We start from the raw sequence: 15,735 nt of genomic DNA, 5'->3' as shown, positions 1-15,735 counted from the left end.
GATGACAACACCTGCCGAGAAAGCGAGCGATGCGATGGACCTGACATTCAGCCACGTGGATGTGCTGGTCGCCGATCTGCAGGCCGCTTGTACCTACTACGCCCAGGTGCTGGGCGCCGAGATCTCGCGCACGCTCGTCTGGGAGCGCGGCGGCCTGCATGTGCACTACGCCATCGCCCGGATCGGTCAGGAGCGTTTCATGCTGGTGCAGCCGCTGGCGGGCAACCTCAAGGACCTGCTCGATACTCACGGCGAAGGGATGATCTACCGCCATTGCTACTCCACGCCGGACATCGAACAGGCCTATGACCAACTGACGGCCAACGGCATCCAGCCCGAGGACGAGAACGGCAAGCCGCTGGCGCGCGAGCACCTGCAGTCGCCTGCCGGTGCCCGCATCATCTGGCTGCCGAAGCGTTTCGGGCATTTCTCGATCGAGATCATCGAGGCGCAGGCGCTCGAAGCGTTCATCGAAGAGGCGTTCCTGCCGCTGGCCTGAATCAGAACGCGTACTGAACGCCGACGGTCGAGGTGACCGGCGTGTCCTGGCGGATGATCGGGCTGTGGCGGACCTGGTCGGTATAGTACGTCACATTCACGCTGGCGATGGTCGACCAGTGCGGGTCGAACCGGTGCATCCACGACAACTCGCCCGAGTAGGCATAGATGCCCTGGTCGGCCTTGAATCGATCGAAATCGGTGTTGTCGCTTTGCTGGCCGGTGACGCCGAAGTAGGCCTGGTTGTACCGAGCCTGCCCCGCATGGGCGTTGACGCCCAGGGTCACCGTGTCGGCGTCGTTGTGGTACAGCGTGCTCAGCAGGCCGAACTGATAGCGGTTGCCGCGCTTGTAGCCACCGGTACGCAGCTCGGCATCGGCGGTGATCGCCAGCCAGGGCAGGACCTGCTGGGCCAGATTGATGTCGACCACCGTCGCACCGCCTACCTCGCCCATGCCTTTCAAATCGTCCGAGCCATTGCGGTACTTGCTGTCACCGTCGGCACGGCCGAAGTCGTAGCCAACCGAGAGGCTGGCACTGAAGCCGTTGTCGAACTGGTGCTGCACGCCCACGCCCTTGAGGCTGTCGGCGAAGAAGATGCCGCGCTGGACGGTCACCGATGGCAGCAGGTGGCCCTGGCTGCCCTTCGCGCCCATGTAGCGCGGCGCGGCATGCAGGGCGAAGCCTGCGCTGACCTGGGCCTCGTCGCCCCAGATGATGTCCGGCGCAGTCTTTTCCTGGGCACTGGCCTGGCTGCAGGCAAGCGCCGCGTTGAGGGCAAGCGAAGTGCCCAGTATCTTCCTGATGGACGTTGTTTCGAACATGATCATGACTCGCTGGATAAGGTTTTCGACACCACGGGAAACGCACCGGGATTGCCCGGCGCATTTCAACTGGCGCGCACTCTAGCGAGGGTCTGTCAACGTTCCTTCGAGCGACTATCAAGATCCCGTGAAGATGGCTGAATTTTTTAGCCGAAGGACGCCGGACGGCGCTCACAAAAGGCCTCCACCCCCTCGGCAAAGTCATCGCTGGCGCAAAGACTCACGAACACACCTCGCTCCCGGTCCAGCGCACTGGCCAGATCGCCCTCCAGGCCTGCACGCAGCAACCGCTTGGCCCCCGTCTGCGCAGCGGCGGCGGCGCCGGCAAGGCGCCTGGCCAGCGCCAGGCCGGTGGCCGGCAAGGCGTCGGCGGGCACCACCTCGACCACCAACCCGAGCGCCTGGGCCTGCTGGGCCGACAAGGGCGTGTTCAGCAACGCCAGGGCCAGGGCGCGGTGCAGCCCGAGGTGGCGCGGCAGGTGCCAACTGCCGCCGCCGTCCGGGGTGATGCCGATGGCACCGTAGGCGTAGACCAGCCGGGCGTCCTCGGCGGCCACCAGCAGGTCGCAGCCCAGCGCCAGGGACAGGCCGAAGCCGGCCACGGCGCCATTGAGCAGACCCAGCACCGGGCATGGCAGGTCTGTGAGCCCGAGCACCGCCTCGTTCACCGCGCCGACCAACTGCGCGACACCTGCGCTACGGGCGTCGGGCGAACGTTGCAGTAACTGCTGGAAGTGATGGACGTCACCGCCGACCGAGAAGTGCTCGCCCCGGCTGCGCAGCAGCACCACCTTCGGCGGCGCCAGCGCCAGGCCGCGCACGGCATCGCGCAGGGCGACGGCCATGGACAGGTCGAAGCTGTTGCGTCGCTGCGGCTGATCCAGGGTGAGAAACGCGATGCCTTCGCAACGCTCGACATGAACAGGCATGAGCATCGCTCCCCTTCACAGGACCCTAGGGTGCAAGGTGGCATCGAAATCATCCAGCGACGGGAACACCAGCGGCGCCCGCTCATCGAGCGTCAGCAGATGCTCGCGGTACTGCGCCAGGTACTGCTGGCGCGCCTGCTCGCTGATGTAGGGCACATGGAACGCCACGAACGGCGGCAACACCGACAACCCGACATAGCCCAGCACCCCGCGCTGGATCGGACGCAGCATCGCGTCAAGTTCGCCATGCACCGCATCCGGCCCGAACATGTGGCTCTGCCCACCCAGTGAGAAGCTGAGCATCGCCCGCTTGCCCTTGAGCCCGCCACGGTCGTAGATGCGCGTGCCGCCATAGCAGTAGCCTGAGACGAACACCCGGTCGATCCAGCCCTTGAGGATGGCCGGCATGCTGAACCAGTAGATGGGGAAGTTGAGGATGATCAGGTCGGCCCAGCGGATCTTGTCCAGCTCCGCGGCGATGTCCGCGGCCAGGGTGCCGTTGTTGACCGCATGGCGCTGCTCCAGGGCATAGACCAGGTAGTCGGCATTGGCGCGCTGACGGAAGTCATCGGCGCTGGCGACCGGGTTGAAGTCCATGGCATAGAGATCCGACAGCTGAACGCTGTGGCCCTGGCCCTCGAGAACCTCCACGGCCAGGCGGGCCATGGCACTGTTGAAGGACTGGGGTTCGTTGTGGGCATGGACGATCAGGACGTTCATGGCAGCTCCGCGGTGGCAGGTGGCAAGGGGTGTTCGGCCAGCAGCCGCACACCGTTGTATTTGAGGAAGAAGGTGTCGGCCTGGCGTACCACATCGCGGTAGCGCCCATTGAGCGCCATGCGCATCATGTCCAGCTGCAGTTGCTCCTGCTCGATCATGTAGTCGAGGAAACGCTGCGCATCAGCGGGGCCAATCTGGCGCAGGCCCTGCAGCCAGGCCATGTACTTCACGGTCTCGTGGTGGACGATGCGCAGCATCAGGCCTTGCAGGGGCCGCGGGACCGAGGACAGCAGCCAGGCCTTGAGCCGTGTCAGTACGCCGGGCGTGGTATCCAGCCCCCAGCGGTCGGCGGCGGCCTGGTAACGCGGTTGATTGAAGCGTTCGAGGTCGGCATAGGTCTTCCAGAATGGATGGGACGGCTGGCCTTGCAAGCGCGAAGCCATGCGCCGGACCGCCGCCAGGGCGAAGGCGCGGTTGGCCAGTTCGTGGCGAAAGCCCTTGAGAAACTTGGGTGATGGCATGGTAGGAGGTATTTCCGTTGGAGAGGGACAGTGGGCCTTCACGATTCCTGTAGTAGCGGCCTTATGCCGTGAATGAGCTGCGCAGCAGCCCCGATTCAAGGGCTGGCGATGTAGTCGAGCAATACCCGCCGCTGATCATCGTCATGCAGTTGCAAGGCAATGCCGCGCATCCAGATCGCCAGCTCGCTGCCATGCTGCTCGCCCCCTCGGGTCCCATCGCTGAACGCCGTCAGCTGACGCTCCAGATAGACCCGGTCAAGCACGCGCAGATTGGGCGTTTTCAAGTGCGCGAAGCCCTCTGCCTGAGGGCCGTGACAAGCGCCGCAGGTACCCTGGTAAAGCGCTTGCCCCTGACTAGCGGACGCAGCTGGCACAGTGCTGGAAGTACCGCCAAGCCCTGCGAAGTAGCGCGCCAGCGGTTCCTGGTCGCCATCGCCTATGGTCGTGGCGATGGCGCGCATCTGTGCGCCATGGGTGTCTGCGGCGGCATAGCCACGGCGGCCTGCCTTGAAGTCGCGCAGCTGGGTGAGCAGGTATTCGGCCTGCTGCCCGGCCAGCCGCGGCGCGCCCAGGGCGGGGTTGCCCTGGCCCTGGGCACCGTGACAGGCCACACAGGTGGTGGCCTGGGTCGGTGGCGCTTCGGCGTGGGCGGCGAAGGCCGCGGTCATGGCCAGCAGGCCAGCGTAAAGGCTTTGTTTCATCGGTCGGGGTTCCCTGATCGTCGTTCTTGTTCAGCGATGCGTTGCAGCAGGCGATTGCGCGTGGTCTCGACGTCGGCGGGCACCGCCCCGCGCCACTGCCGCACCTCGGCACCGGTGTAGGGGTTGAAATCAGCGGGCAGATGACGGGCGTCGAAACGCGCCAGCATCCAGTTGAGGACGCCGGCCAGGGCTTCGTCCGACAACCCCGACAAAGCCGAACCCGGCACCTGCACCAGGTACTCGCGCCCACCCGGCACCCCGAGGAACTTGCCTAGTTGCCCGGGAAACGCCGGCACGTTGCGCGCCGGGTTGCCGCTGCCGTCGGGCAGGTGGCAGCCCTGGCAGTTGAGCATGTAGTCGAACTGACGGGGCTCGGTGGCCCGGGCATTGCCGGCGAGCAACAGCACCGCCAGCGTCAGCAGCCCTATCCGGCGCACGGCCATGCCCTACTCCTTGACCCCGATCACCACCGACAGCGAGCAGTGGTACGGCATGTCCGCCTGGCTGCCGGAGCACCAGTTGAGGTCGTTGGAGCTCTGCGGGCGGTACAGCGGCGTGTCGCCCTGGTCACGCTGGCACACGCAACGGCCGCAGTTGCTCTTGCCGCAGCAGTCGTTGTACGAGATGACGTAGTCCTTGCCGTCGGTGGGGTTGCGGCAGGTGCCGATCCAGGTGATGTCCGAGCGCACGGTGCCCGGAGGGCAACTGCTGGACGTGCCGCCGCAGCAGCCGCAAAGGAAACCGTCGATGGCGCAGTGACGCCAGTACTCGCAACTGTTCGGATCACCCGACTCCTGCAGACCAGCGCTGGACTGGGCAAAGGCGCCGCCGCGAAACACCGGCAGCAGGGTGGTCGCCCCGGTGCCGACCAGCAAGGTGCCCAAGCCGCCAAGAAAGCCGCGGCGCGAAGTGCCGCGGGCGACACGGCGGGTCAGCAGTTGGGTGGCCTCGTCGAACCAACGGATCGTCATGGCTGCATCCCCTGTTGCGCGGCGTTGTACGCCTGGACGGTGGCATGCCCCAGGCGCCGCGCTTCCAGCAGGCTTTCCAGGTGCTCGCGGGTGTTGATCAGGCCATGGCTGGCGACGCGGCCGTGCTCATCGATCAGCACAGCGTAGGGCAGCTTGCTGATCTGGTAGGCCAGGCCCACTTCCCGCGACAGCAGGTAGGGGAACGCCTGCAAGCTGTGGGCGGCGATGAAGGCCAGGTGCTCATCCGCTTCGCCATCGCTGGCCAGCACGACCCTCAGGCGTTCCTGGCGGCGCAACGCATCGAGCACCGGCAGCAGCGTCTTGCACACCGGGCACGTCTCGGACAGGAAGAACAGCAAAGTGCCCTGCCCGCTTGCGCCGCCCAGGTTGACCGAGCCCCCGGTCAGGCTCGGCAGGGTGAACACGGGCGCCGTGTCACCGGCCTTTATCGCCTTGCCCAGGGACAGCGCCCCCACCGGCTGGATGCGCTCATGCAGCAGCCCGACCTGGCGCGCCAGCGCCCACACGGCAAGGATCAGCATCAGGATGATCGCCCAGGACAACAGGCTGGAAATGATCAGTGCATAGGTCATGGCCGTTGCCTCGCAAGTGCACGGTTGGAGATCAGCTGGTTGGCCAGCAGGTACAGGGCGGCGACACAGACGAAGGCGAACACCAGGGTGCAGCCGTCGAGCCAGCTCAGCGCGCGTTCGTTCATCGGTACCAAGAGGTTGCCGGCGACCAGCGCCAGCAGCAGGTTGCGCCAGACCAGCGCCCGGGACGGCGGCTGGCGACGGCCGCCGAAGTGGCAGCCGCAGTCTTCCAGGGATGCACCCTCTCCCACGGCCGCCGCCAGCACGCCGGCATACAGCACCAGCATCACCACAGCGGGCAGCGTCGCCAACGGCCACCACAGGCTCAGCAACAAGCCGGCGGCGGCCAACACGTCCAGCACCGGCAACAGGTGCGCCCACACCGGCGCCGCGCACCAGCGGCCCAACACGCGCGCATAGCGTTGCAGCACCTCGGCAAACGCCCGGGGATCGTGCAGCTTGTGTAGCGCGGCGGCGCCGAGCAGCAGGGCCAGCCCGCCGACGCTGGCGACATGCACCAAGGGGTCATGCAGCAGTTCGACGCTCACCATGGCATCACCACATTGAGGAAACCCAGGGGAATGTCACCGACACTGCGCAGGTGCTCGCCGCTGTCAGCGTCGTACAGGTTCACACCCTGACGCAGCAACGGGGTCAGTCCGGCCTCGCCTTCTGTCAGGTAGACCCACAGGGTGAACAGGCTCGGCATCGGCACCACCCAGTCCAGGCTGTACAGCCGTGGTTGCGCGCCCTGGCTGACGCCGATGGCGGTGCTCTGCTCCTTGAGCGACAGGCGCGCCACACGCTGCTGCGTGGCCACATCGAACACCCACACCTCGGTGCCGGGCTTCTGGTAGTTCTCCGGTTTGTCCTTGTGCATCAATACGAACAGCCGCCCGCTCTGCCGATGCAAGGCCACACCATGGTTGCCGGCAATGCCCCAGCCATCGGCGCGCTCCTGGTCACTGAGCAACGACCACTGCTTGCGCGGGCGCACACCCTCGGCGCTCATGTCCAGGGCATAGGCGCGGTTGTGCTGGGAGACGAAGTACCACGTGCCGCCATCGCGCACGCCCGTGGTCAGCAGCAGGTCCTGCAATGGATCGAACGCTGGCGCGGTGCGCTCTTGCAGCGCCACCTGCCCCTGATCATCCAAGCGCAGGTGGAAGAACCCGCCATTGCCGCAGATGGCGTAGAAATCGCGAGGGCCGGCCGGGTAGATAGAGGCGCAGCCGGGGATCGGCACCTCGGTGACGAAGCGGCTGTTTTCCAGATCGACCACCGAGATCGACTGCGCCGGGGTGAAATTGAGCACCAGCAGGAAGCGCTCGTCATCGGAAAGCACGCTGAGGCCCGTGGAGATCAGCGCGGTCATGCGCTTGGCCGGGATCGCGATCTCACGCTTGGGGCTGAGGGTCCTGGCGTCGTACACCGTGACCACATCGCTGCGCTGGCCGCGCACGCCACGGCTGAAGTAGATCTCGGTGGCATACAGCTCGTCGCGGCTGTGCGCCAGCTGCAGGCCGTTGGACCAGATGCCGGTGCTCAGCTGGCCGAGGTTGCGGCCCTGGTCGTCGAACAGGTAGGCGCGGCCATCGACCATGTTGGGCGCATTGCTGCCCCAGATCCAGAACCAGTGCTGCTCGCGATGATCGCCCAGCACTTCGACACGGGCCTGCTCCGGCACGAATTCGGCCAGTGCCGAGGCGGTGCCGGCGAACAACGACAGACCACACAGCAGATGACGCAAGGAACGCTTGAACATAGGGGCTCCGCAACAGGCGATTGGCCTGGGCTTGAGTCTATCGAGGGGCATTTTCAGAGGCTTGGCGCGCGGTGACAGCTGCCTTGGCATCCGGTGCCACGCCATCGATCACGCCAGTGGCGCCGAACAGCAGCAGGTGACCGGATTGCGCAGCCAGGGCGGCCAGGTTCGAGCGGTCTTCACGTTGTGCGCTGGTAAAATGCGCCACCTGCGAGTCGGAGATCGCCACCAGGCCCGAATTACCCACCAGCGCCACCCGCCCGTCATCCAGTTGCGTCACGGCGCTGATCGCCTCGCGGCTGCCACTGTCGAGCAGGCGCCAGTGGCGCCCCTGGCTGTCGCCCAGCAGCACCCGCCCACTCATCCCCGCCAGCAGCACGCGACCATCGCGCAGGCCGGTGCCGGTCCACAGCGAGCCACTGACACCGGTGTCCAGCGCCTGCCAGGACGCGCCCTGGTCAGAGGAGCGGTAGCCGTGGCCGGCCTCGCCGACGATGAACAGACTGCCGTCAGCGGCCTGGAACACCTGATTGAGGTGGAAGTCGTCGCCCTCCTCGCCGATTTGCATCGGCAGCCAGCTGACGCCGCCATCGACCGTGCGCGCCGCATAACCGTAGGCACCGACAAGCATGCCGTGGTGGGCATCGGTGAACAGCACCGACAGCAGCACGGGTTTGCCCTCCAGGCGCTGTTGCAGGGTCCAGTGCTGACCGCCGTCGAGGCTGTGCAGCAGCACCCCACCATGCCCCACCGCCCAGCCTTGTCGCTCATCGACGAAGCTCACGGCGGTCAGCAAACCATCCACCGGCACGCTGCGCGCCTGGCGCCATTGCTGGCCATCGGCGGACAACGCCACCACGCCGTGGTCGCCCACCGCGACCAGCCCTTCCCCGGCCCGCGCCACCGCCACCAGGGGCGCGTGGCGTACATCGCTCAGGGCAATGGCCGGCGCCGCAGCGACCTGCCCTGCCCATATCACCCCCAGCAACCAGGGCAACACCTGAACAGTCCTCATCCTTCAGCCCTTCTCAATGGGCGATCAGGGGCGCGCGGACCGGCCCCCGTCGCGGAACCAGTCTTTCCAGGACCACGGCCAGCGCCGGCAGCAAGGTCACCGCCATGAGCATGTTGGCCATGAACATGAAGGTCAGCAGCAGGCCCATGTCGGCCTGGAACTTCAACGCCGAGAACGACCAGGTGGCCACCCCAACCGACAGCGTCAGCGCGGTGAACACCGTGGCCACGCCCACTTCGCGCAAGGCCTGCTGGAAGGCGGCGACGATGTCGCTTCCTGCTGCCAGGTGCAGTTGCAGGCGGTTGTAGATGTAGAAGGCGTAATCCACCCCGACGCCCACGGCCAGCACCATCACCGGCAAGGTGGCCACGGTCAGGCCGATGTCGAGGGCCTTCATGAACCAGTAGCCGAGGAAGGTCGCCAGGGTCAGCGGCAGGCAGCAGGCGAGCATCGCCCGCCAGTCGCGGTACACCAGCCCCACCAGCAGCACGATGGTCAGGTACACGTAGAGCATCATCGGCAGCTCCGAGCCCTCCACCACCGCGTTGGTGGCGGCCTGCACCCCGGCGTTGCCGCTGGCCAGGCGCACGCTCACCCCAGGCAGCACATGGCGCTCGCGGTACTGCTCGACGGCCGCGGTTATCTGCTTGAGGGTGCTGGCCTTGTGGTCGGCCAGGTACAGGTTGACCGGCAGCACGGTGCAGTCGGCATCGAACAGGCGCAGCGCTTCGGGCACCTGGCGCACGGTTTCGCCCAGAGACAGCTCGTCGACCGGCAGTGCCGCCCATTTCGGGTTGCCTTCGTTGACCCCCGAGGCCGCCAGCTTGGCCATGGCCGGCAGCGCCTGCGCCGACAGCACGCCGGGCAAGGTGCCCAGGTACCAGGTCAGGCGGTCGACATAGGCCATCACGTCATGCCGGTAGCAACCGCCCGCCGGGGTCTGCACGGCCACGGTGAACAGGTCCAGGCCCAGGGCGAAATGGCTGACCACCTGCTCCACATCCTGGTTGTAGCGCGAGTCGGCGTGCAGTTCGGGCGCCCCCGGCAGCACATGGCCAATGTGCCGGCCCTGGCTCTGCCACACCGCCAGTGCCATCAGGCCAACGCCCAGCATGGTCACCCGCAGCGCGTTGCGCGGCTCGGCGATGCGCCCAAGGCCGGTCATCAATCCTTCGCGGCGCGCACGCAGGCGCTCGACCTTGGCCACGTAGCGTCCGTCGAAACGGCAGTAGCTGGCCAGTACCGGCAGCATCACCAGGTTGGTGACGATCTTGTAGGCCACCCCCACCGACGCGGTAATGGCCAGTTCGCGAATCATCGGGATCGGCACCAGCACCAACGTCGCAAAGCCGACGAAGGCGGTGATCAGGGCCAGGGTGCCGGGAATCATCAGGCCGACGAAACTGCGCCTGGCGGCGGTCATGCCATCGGCACCGGCACAGACCTCCTTGGCGATGAAATTGACCTGCTGTACGCCGTGGGACACGCCGATGGCAAACACCAGGAACGGCACCAGGATCGCCAGCGGATCGAGGCCGAAGCCCAACAGCGTCAGGGTGCCGAACTGCCACACCACCGACACCAGCGAACACACCAGCGCCAGCGCCGTCAGGCGCCAGGAGCGGATGTACCAGTAGACCGCCAATGCCGTGAGCACAAAAGCCAGGGCGAAGAACTCGACCACGCTGCGGGCGCCGGCGCCGATATCACCCATCTGCTTGGCGAAGCCGATGATCTGCACGTCGAAGGCGGCGTCGGCGTATCGCGCCCGTACCTGCTCCTCCAACTGACGACTGAAGGCCAGGTAATCGAGACGTTTGCCCGTCACCGGGTCCGGGTCGGCCAGCTCCGCCACCACCATGGCCCCACGCTGGTCATTGGCCACCAGGGTGCCGACGAAGCCGCCGGCCAGGGTGCGCTCACGAATGGCGGCAATGGCCCGGGCATCGAGGTTGCCGACGGTGACATCACCGCCGACCACGTCCTCGGCCTTCATGCCCTCCTCGGTGATCTGCACCGCGCGGGTGTTCGGCGTCCACAGCGAAGTGACGCTGCGCCGGTCGATGCCCGGCAGGAAGAACAGCGTCTGGGTCAGGTCGTGCAAGCGTGTCAGCGCCGCCGTGTTCCAGATATCGCCATGGCGCGCCCGCAGCACCACGATGACGCGGTTGGCGCCGAACAGCACGTCGCGGTACTGGTTGAACGTCTTGATATAGGGGTGCTGCTGCGGCAGCTGTTTGTCGAAGCCCGCCGTCATCTCCAGACGCGCGGCAAACAGGCCCATCACCAGGGTGACCACGGCCAGCAGGCCGAGGGTCGCCAGGCGGTGGCGAAAGACCAGGCGCTCGAGCGCCGAGACCAGATTAGCCAGCATGAATAGCCTCCCCACCACGCGCTCGCAAGCGCATGGCGGCCGGATCAGAAGGAGTAGGAGATGTTGCCGCTGACGAAGTCGCGGTCGGCCATCAGGTTGTTGTCGCCCCCGCCCCAGTAGCGCACCCACTGCAGGCCGCCTTTCCAACGGTCGCGGTGGTTGAACAGCAAGGAGGCGGTCAGCGACCTGCGCCCCTCGACGAAGGGCATGGCGTTGGGCGTGGTGCCCTTGACGTCATGGCTGAAGTCCAGTTGCGGGGTGACGGTGACGCCGCTGCCGAACAGGTTCGGGTAGTTGAGCCCGAACTCGGTGACGTAGCCCCACGAGGTACGGTCCGGCAGCGAATAGTCGGGAAGCACGTAAGGCACCCGGCCCGAGGTGTCCAACCCCGGATAGCGGGTGACCGCCACCTCCGCCAGCAGGAAGCCGTCCGAGGCGCCCAGGGCGTTGGGGATGAAGCCCAGCGGGTCGTTGCCCGAGAAGGTATAGGTGGCGTTGACGTCAGCCTGCCACTTGCGTTGCTCGACGAAGCCCTTGCTCACCCCGGTGTCGAACACGCTGTAGCGATTGTAGCTGCCGGTCAGGCCCTGCCCGAAGGCTACCGTCGGGTCGATCGCCACGCTGTCGTGGGGCCGGAACGACAGCTCGCCGGCCACGGCCACCGGCCCCACCAGGGTGCTCATCGACACGCCGAACAGGTCCTTGTCCTCGCCGTAGTTGATGAAGTAATCGTCTACCACCAAGGCGTCCGGGTTGCTGCGCGCCGTGTAGCCGATGAACGGCAGTTTGTCGTGGTAGCGCTGGTAGAACAGGCCGAACTCGGTGTTGATCGACTCCGCCATCCAGCGCAGGGCCAAGCCGTACTGGCCGCCGTTACCGGGCTTGCGTTCGCCGCCATAGGGTACTGCCAGGCCGCTGGCCACCAGTTGCTCGTGGCTCAGGCCGCTGGTCAGCGGGTCGCCGCAGCGGCCGGTCGGGCTTCCGGCGCAGGTGCCGGGTTGCAGGCCTTCGACGAAACCCGTCGGGTAGTAGATCGCCCGACGCCCTTCGCCCGCGATGTCGGCGCTGGAGAAATAGGTGCCCACCGGGTCGACGTCATAGCCGTTCCACTTGAACTGGTAGTAGCCCTCCAGGTTCAGGGCGTCAGTCAGTCCCAGGCTGAACGAGGCCATCGGCGCGGGGATGAACACTTCCTTCAACTGCGTGCCCGGGGTGTGGTACTTGGGCAGGCTCAGGGCGTTGATCTGGTTGATGCCGCCGCTGACGAACAGCTCCGCGCCCCAGCTGATCACCTGGTTGCCGACCTTGACCTTGGCCGGCATATCGCCGAGGTCGAAGCTTTTCGCCAGCCACAGGTCGAGCAGGTCGAAGCGCTGGGTCGCGTCGCGCCTGGCCGGCCCCTCCAGGTCGGTGCGACGGGTGTCGTCCATTTTGAAGTCCCGCGCCCAGGCCACCCGCCCCAGGGCACTCCAGCCCTCGCCGAAACGCAGGCTCAGTTCATGGGTACCCTTGAGCACCTGGGAGAACACGTCGTGTTTGTGGTAGTTGAGGTTGCCGTCGTCGGCGTTGCTGTAGTTGATGTCGGCGTTGGCGTAGCCATTGCCGCGCTCCAGGTTGTAATAACGGCCCAGCTCGTTATGGGTGGCGGTGTTGCAACCGCCATTGTCATTGCCCAGCAAATGGCAGTCGGGCGATTGCAGGCGGCTGGCGAAACCGTAGGACAGGGTCGAGTCGACGCTGCCCGAGATCCCGTGCTCGCTACCGAATGTCACGGCCTGGCAAGGTTGCGCGCCGAGCAGCCCGAGGGCAGCCAGGGCCAGCGCCGGGCACGGTGCGGCCTTCGCCCATGCCCGCGAAGGGAGTCTGTTCATGCTGTGGTCTCCCGAGGCTCAGCGCTCGCCGCGACGGCGCAGTTCGCCCGCGTTGAACAACTTGTCACTGACCCGGCCCTGTAGGCCGGCGGTGAGGTCCAGGGCCGCGCCCTGCTGGGTGAAGCCGTCGGCGATATAACGCCGGGCGATCAGGTCGTAGCTGACGTACTCGAAGTTGGTGCAGGCCTGGATCTCGGGGGCGGCCCACAGGCTGCCCTCCTGCACCCGCCACAGGTTGCCCCTGGCGTCGTACATGTCCACGTGCAGCAGGCTCCAGCTGTCCTCGTCGAAATAGAACACGCGCTTGGCGAACGAATGGCGCTTGTCGGCCTTGACCGTGGCCTCCACCACCCACACCCGATGCTTTTCGTAGCGCTGCGCGTCACGGTCCAGGTAATGCTCGCCGATCAGCTTGTCGTAGGTATTGGCCTTGTCCACCAGACGGTAGGAGTTGTACGGCACCACCACTTCGCGCTTGCCCAGCAGCTTGAAGTCGTAGCGGTCCAGGGCGCCGGTGAACATGTTGATCTGGTCGACGAAGTACAGGTTGTCGGAGCCGGCGATCGGATTGTCGTAGGCGAAGGTCGGCGCCTGGCGCACGCGGCGTTGCCCGGGGAAGTAGATCCAGGCGTTCTGCGGCTGGTCCAGGCGCGCGTGCACCAGGTACATCTCGCCGGCGCGCGAGGACGGCGACTGGATGTCGTAGAGCAGCTTGGCTTCGATATCGCCGGTGTCCTCGGGCGTTTTGACCGCCGGGTCGTTGTAGGGGTAGTACTCGCTGGCCCACTGCCGCACCTCGGTGAGCCCGCCGGCCGCCTCGCGGCGCAGGAACGAGATCTGCGCTTTGCGGCCCTTGGCCATGTAGCGCAGCTTGTAGTTCCACAGCACCTCGATGCCGCTTTTCGGTTGCGGGAACGGCACCGCGGCCCCGGCGGCCTGCTCCAGGCGCCAGCCATCAGCGCCGATGCGGGCTTGGCCGGCAAAGTCCTGGGTACGCTTGGCCACCTCGGCGGGGATGGCGCAGCTGCGATGGGTGGGGTACACGTCCAGGCGATAGCCCGGGTAGGCCTTGATCAACGCCACCTGGCCTTCCGGCAACTGCCCCTGGTACTGGGCCACATTGCTGGCATCGATCGAGTACAGGCGCTTGTCGCCGGCATAGGGGTCGCCATGGCCCGGCGACCAGCCGGCCGGCGCCTCGGTCAGGCCGCCGGTCCATGCGGGAATGCTGCCATCGGCATTGCCGGCCCTTTCGGCCCCCGTAGGGGTAAGGTCGGCAACGGCCGTGAGCGAAGTGGTGGTTCCGAGCAGCGCCAACAGCGCGCCGCCCAACAGGGACAGGGGGCGTGGTTTCATGAACTTTTCCTTGCGGGATTGTTGTGGTTATCGAAAGGCAGTTCGTAACGGGCAAGGGCGCGGAAAAAGGGGCCGCCAAAAGACGGCCCAACATGCGTTTCCGGCTCTGCGTGACAGACAGTATTCAATGGCGGTGGCCAGCGGCTTGGCCGCATGCGCCAGGGTGTTTGTCATCCGGTGCCAGCAGGCAAGTACCCTCTGCGTGTCAGGCCTTGAGCCCGCGCTCCTCCCACCAGTCCCAGGCTCGCAGCGCCTGGCGCGCCGTGCGCCCGGCCCAGCACGACAGGGTGTTGCCCGGCATCGGGATGGCCTTTCGGTTGACGATCCAGAAGTCGCTCAGCTCGCTGCGTCGCCCCTGCAGCAGGTCGGCGATGGTGCGCCCGTTCAGGTGGCTCAGCGCCACGCCGTGGCCGAAGCACCCCCCGGCATAAATCATGCGTTCATCGCCGACAAAGCTGATCTCAGGGACCATGTCGGCGTTGACCGACACCGGCCCGCCCCAGCGATAGGCGATGCGTACGTCGCGTAACTGCGGGTAGATCCACTTGAGGTGTGTCTCGCAATGGGCCCAGGTGGCCGGCGAGGGCTGTTCGTGCATGGCGCTGCCGGTGTAGGCCCGCACATCACCACCGCCCATGACGATGCGCCCGTCCGCGGTCGGGCGAAAGTAGTGCAGCATCTGCCGGTTGTCGCCGAAGGCCTCCCTGCCCTGCCAGCCCAGACGCTGCCATAGCGCGTCGCCCAACGGCTCGGTGACCACCTGGTAAGTCCACAGCGGGAACTGGCGGCGCTCCAGCACACGAGAACCGGGTACCTGCCGTGAGTAGGCATTGGTGGCGATCACCAGCTTGTCGGCGGTCACCTTGGCCACGGGCGTGCGTAACAAGATACCGACGCCGCGGTTGTCGATATCGAGCACCGGTGTCGCCTCATGGATACGCACCCCTGCGCAAGCTGCCAGGCCCTTGAGCCCGCGCACGTGCTTGCAAGGGTCGAGGTAGCCGGTCTCGGCTTCGCGAATGCCGCCCAACAACCGAGGCGAAGCGTACTGCTGACGCAGCGCGTCGCTGTCCTGCCAGCGCATGTCCGCCGCCAGCCCCAGCGAGTCGTACAGCTCCAGGGTCTTGCCCAGGCGCGCTACCTGCTGCGGCGAATAGCTGACCCGCACCAGCCCGGCATGGCGGTAATCAGAATCGATGCCGTGGCTGTCGATCACCTCACGGGTATAGGCCACGGCCTTTTCAAGGTAGTGGTGGGCGTCGATCATCTTCTGCCGTCCCCAGCGCAGCACCACCAGTTCCGGCTCCAGCCCGAACAGCTTGGTGCTGAAACCGGCATTGCGCCCGCTGGCGCCGAAGCCGATCAAGGCCGCCTCCAGCACCACCACCCGGGCACCGGGGTTGTCGCGCTTGAACTGCCAGGCAGTGTTGAGCCCGGTAAAACCTCCACCAATCACCGCCACATCGACCTTGAGGTCTTCGGTCAGGCGCGTATTGGGCGCGTAGGCGCCGTAGTCGTGTTGCCAGAAGGAGCGATGTTCATGCACAGCGTCGTTGTTGTTGTCGTTCATGCTGGACTCTCGGGTTTCGCACACAGA

At 66.3% G+C, this 15,735-nt stretch carries 16 protein-coding genes; 1 reads left to right on the top strand and 15 read right to left on the bottom strand.

Going from position 1 to position 15,735, the window contains the following annotated elements; all coding sequences use genetic code 11:
• Nucleotides 1-34 precede the first annotated feature (34 nt).
• Complete coding sequence (locus AC25ND_RS07860; RefSeq protein ID WP_028689286.1) at nucleotides 35-499, top strand: VOC family protein; 465 nt, start codon at nucleotides 35-37, stop codon at nucleotides 497-499.
• A gap of 1 nt (nucleotide 500) precedes the next feature.
• Here AC25ND_RS07860 and AC25ND_RS07855 read toward each other — a convergent pair whose 3' ends face one another.
• The 15 genes from AC25ND_RS07855 to AC25ND_RS07785 all read right to left on the bottom strand — a co-directional run bounded on the left by AC25ND_RS07855 (nucleotide 501) and on the right by AC25ND_RS07785 (nucleotide 15,708).
• Nucleotides 501-1,322, bottom strand: coding sequence for a MipA/OmpV family protein (locus AC25ND_RS07855; protein ID WP_486976218.1), 822 nt, complete (start codon nucleotides 1,320-1,322; stop codon nucleotides 501-503).
• 146 nt (nucleotides 1,323-1,468) lie between these two features.
• Nucleotides 1,469-2,251 (bottom strand): enoyl-CoA hydratase/isomerase family protein, encoded by a 783-nt coding sequence (locus tag AC25ND_RS07850; RefSeq protein WP_028689284.1) that lies wholly within the window; start codon nucleotides 2,249-2,251, stop codon nucleotides 1,469-1,471.
• A gap of 15 nt (nucleotides 2,252-2,266) precedes the next feature.
• Nucleotides 2,267-2,971 carry an NAD(P)H-dependent oxidoreductase gene (locus tag AC25ND_RS07845; protein WP_062364439.1) on the bottom strand — a complete coding sequence of 235 codons (705 nt, stop codon included), beginning with the start codon at nucleotides 2,969-2,971 and terminating at the stop codon, nucleotides 2,267-2,269.
• Entirely contained in the window at nucleotides 2,968-3,492 is a 525-nt protein-coding gene (locus AC25ND_RS07840; protein WP_051555628.1) for a hypothetical protein, read from the bottom strand. The genes AC25ND_RS07845 and AC25ND_RS07840 overlap by 4 nt, the downstream gene beginning before the upstream one ends.
• Nucleotides 3,493-3,587: 95 nt before the next feature.
• Nucleotides 3,588-4,193 (bottom strand): c-type cytochrome, encoded by a 606-nt coding sequence (locus AC25ND_RS07835; protein WP_028689282.1) that lies wholly within the window; start codon nucleotides 4,191-4,193, stop codon nucleotides 3,588-3,590.
• Entirely contained in the window at nucleotides 4,190-4,636 is a 447-nt protein-coding gene (locus AC25ND_RS07830; protein ID WP_028689281.1) for a hypothetical protein, read from the bottom strand. The genes AC25ND_RS07835 and AC25ND_RS07830 overlap by 4 nt, the downstream gene beginning before the upstream one ends.
• Before the next feature lie 3 nt (nucleotides 4,637-4,639).
• Entirely contained in the window at nucleotides 4,640-5,164 is a 525-nt protein-coding gene (locus AC25ND_RS07825; protein ID WP_028689280.1) for a methylamine dehydrogenase light chain, read from the bottom strand.
• Nucleotides 5,161-5,757: a methylamine dehydrogenase accessory protein MauD gene (gene mauD / locus AC25ND_RS07820; protein ID WP_062364441.1), complete on the bottom strand. Its 597-nt coding sequence runs from the start codon at nucleotides 5,755-5,757 to the stop codon at nucleotides 5,161-5,163. Before mauD ends, AC25ND_RS07825 begins: the two co-directional genes overlap by 4 nt.
• Nucleotides 5,754-6,308: a MauE/DoxX family redox-associated membrane protein gene (locus AC25ND_RS07815; protein WP_186599831.1), complete on the bottom strand. Its 555-nt coding sequence runs from the start codon at nucleotides 6,306-6,308 to the stop codon at nucleotides 5,754-5,756. The genes mauD and AC25ND_RS07815 overlap by 4 nt, the downstream gene beginning before the upstream one ends.
• Nucleotides 6,302-7,522, bottom strand: coding sequence for an amine dehydrogenase large subunit (locus AC25ND_RS07810; protein ID WP_189660255.1), 1,221 nt, complete (start codon nucleotides 7,520-7,522; stop codon nucleotides 6,302-6,304). The genes AC25ND_RS07815 and AC25ND_RS07810 overlap by 7 nt, the downstream gene beginning before the upstream one ends.
• A 37-nt stretch (nucleotides 7,523-7,559) precedes the next feature.
• Nucleotides 7,560-8,522 carry a WD40/YVTN/BNR-like repeat-containing protein gene (locus tag AC25ND_RS07805; protein WP_236179398.1) on the bottom strand — a complete coding sequence of 321 codons (963 nt, stop codon included), beginning with the start codon at nucleotides 8,520-8,522 and terminating at the stop codon, nucleotides 7,560-7,562.
• A 28-nt stretch (nucleotides 8,523-8,550) separates the two neighbouring features.
• The gene (locus tag AC25ND_RS07800; protein ID WP_182322550.1) at nucleotides 8,551-10,911 is read right to left on the bottom strand and encodes an efflux RND transporter permease subunit; all 2,361 of its coding nucleotides are present in this window, start codon (nucleotides 10,909-10,911) and stop codon (nucleotides 8,551-8,553) included.
• A 44-nt stretch (nucleotides 10,912-10,955) separates the two neighbouring features.
• The gene (locus AC25ND_RS07795) at nucleotides 10,956-12,782 is read right to left on the bottom strand and encodes a DUF1302 domain-containing protein (protein ID WP_028689276.1); all 1,827 of its coding nucleotides are present in this window, start codon (nucleotides 12,780-12,782) and stop codon (nucleotides 10,956-10,958) included.
• 18 nt (nucleotides 12,783-12,800) lie between these two features.
• Nucleotides 12,801-14,138, bottom strand: coding sequence for a DUF1329 domain-containing protein (locus tag AC25ND_RS07790; RefSeq protein WP_486976217.1), 1,338 nt, complete (start codon nucleotides 14,136-14,138; stop codon nucleotides 12,801-12,803).
• A gap of 205 nt (nucleotides 14,139-14,343) precedes the next feature.
• Entirely contained in the window at nucleotides 14,344-15,708 is a 1,365-nt protein-coding gene (locus AC25ND_RS07785) for an NAD(P)/FAD-dependent oxidoreductase (protein WP_486976216.1), read from the bottom strand.
• Nucleotides 15,709-15,735 lie beyond the last annotated feature (27 nt).

The sequence above is a fragment of the Pseudomonas sp. P110(2024) genome, from assembly GCF_057480795.1.
The sequence above is the reverse complement of the archived record's forward strand: the minus strand, read 5'-3'. Positions and strand labels throughout refer to the sequence as shown.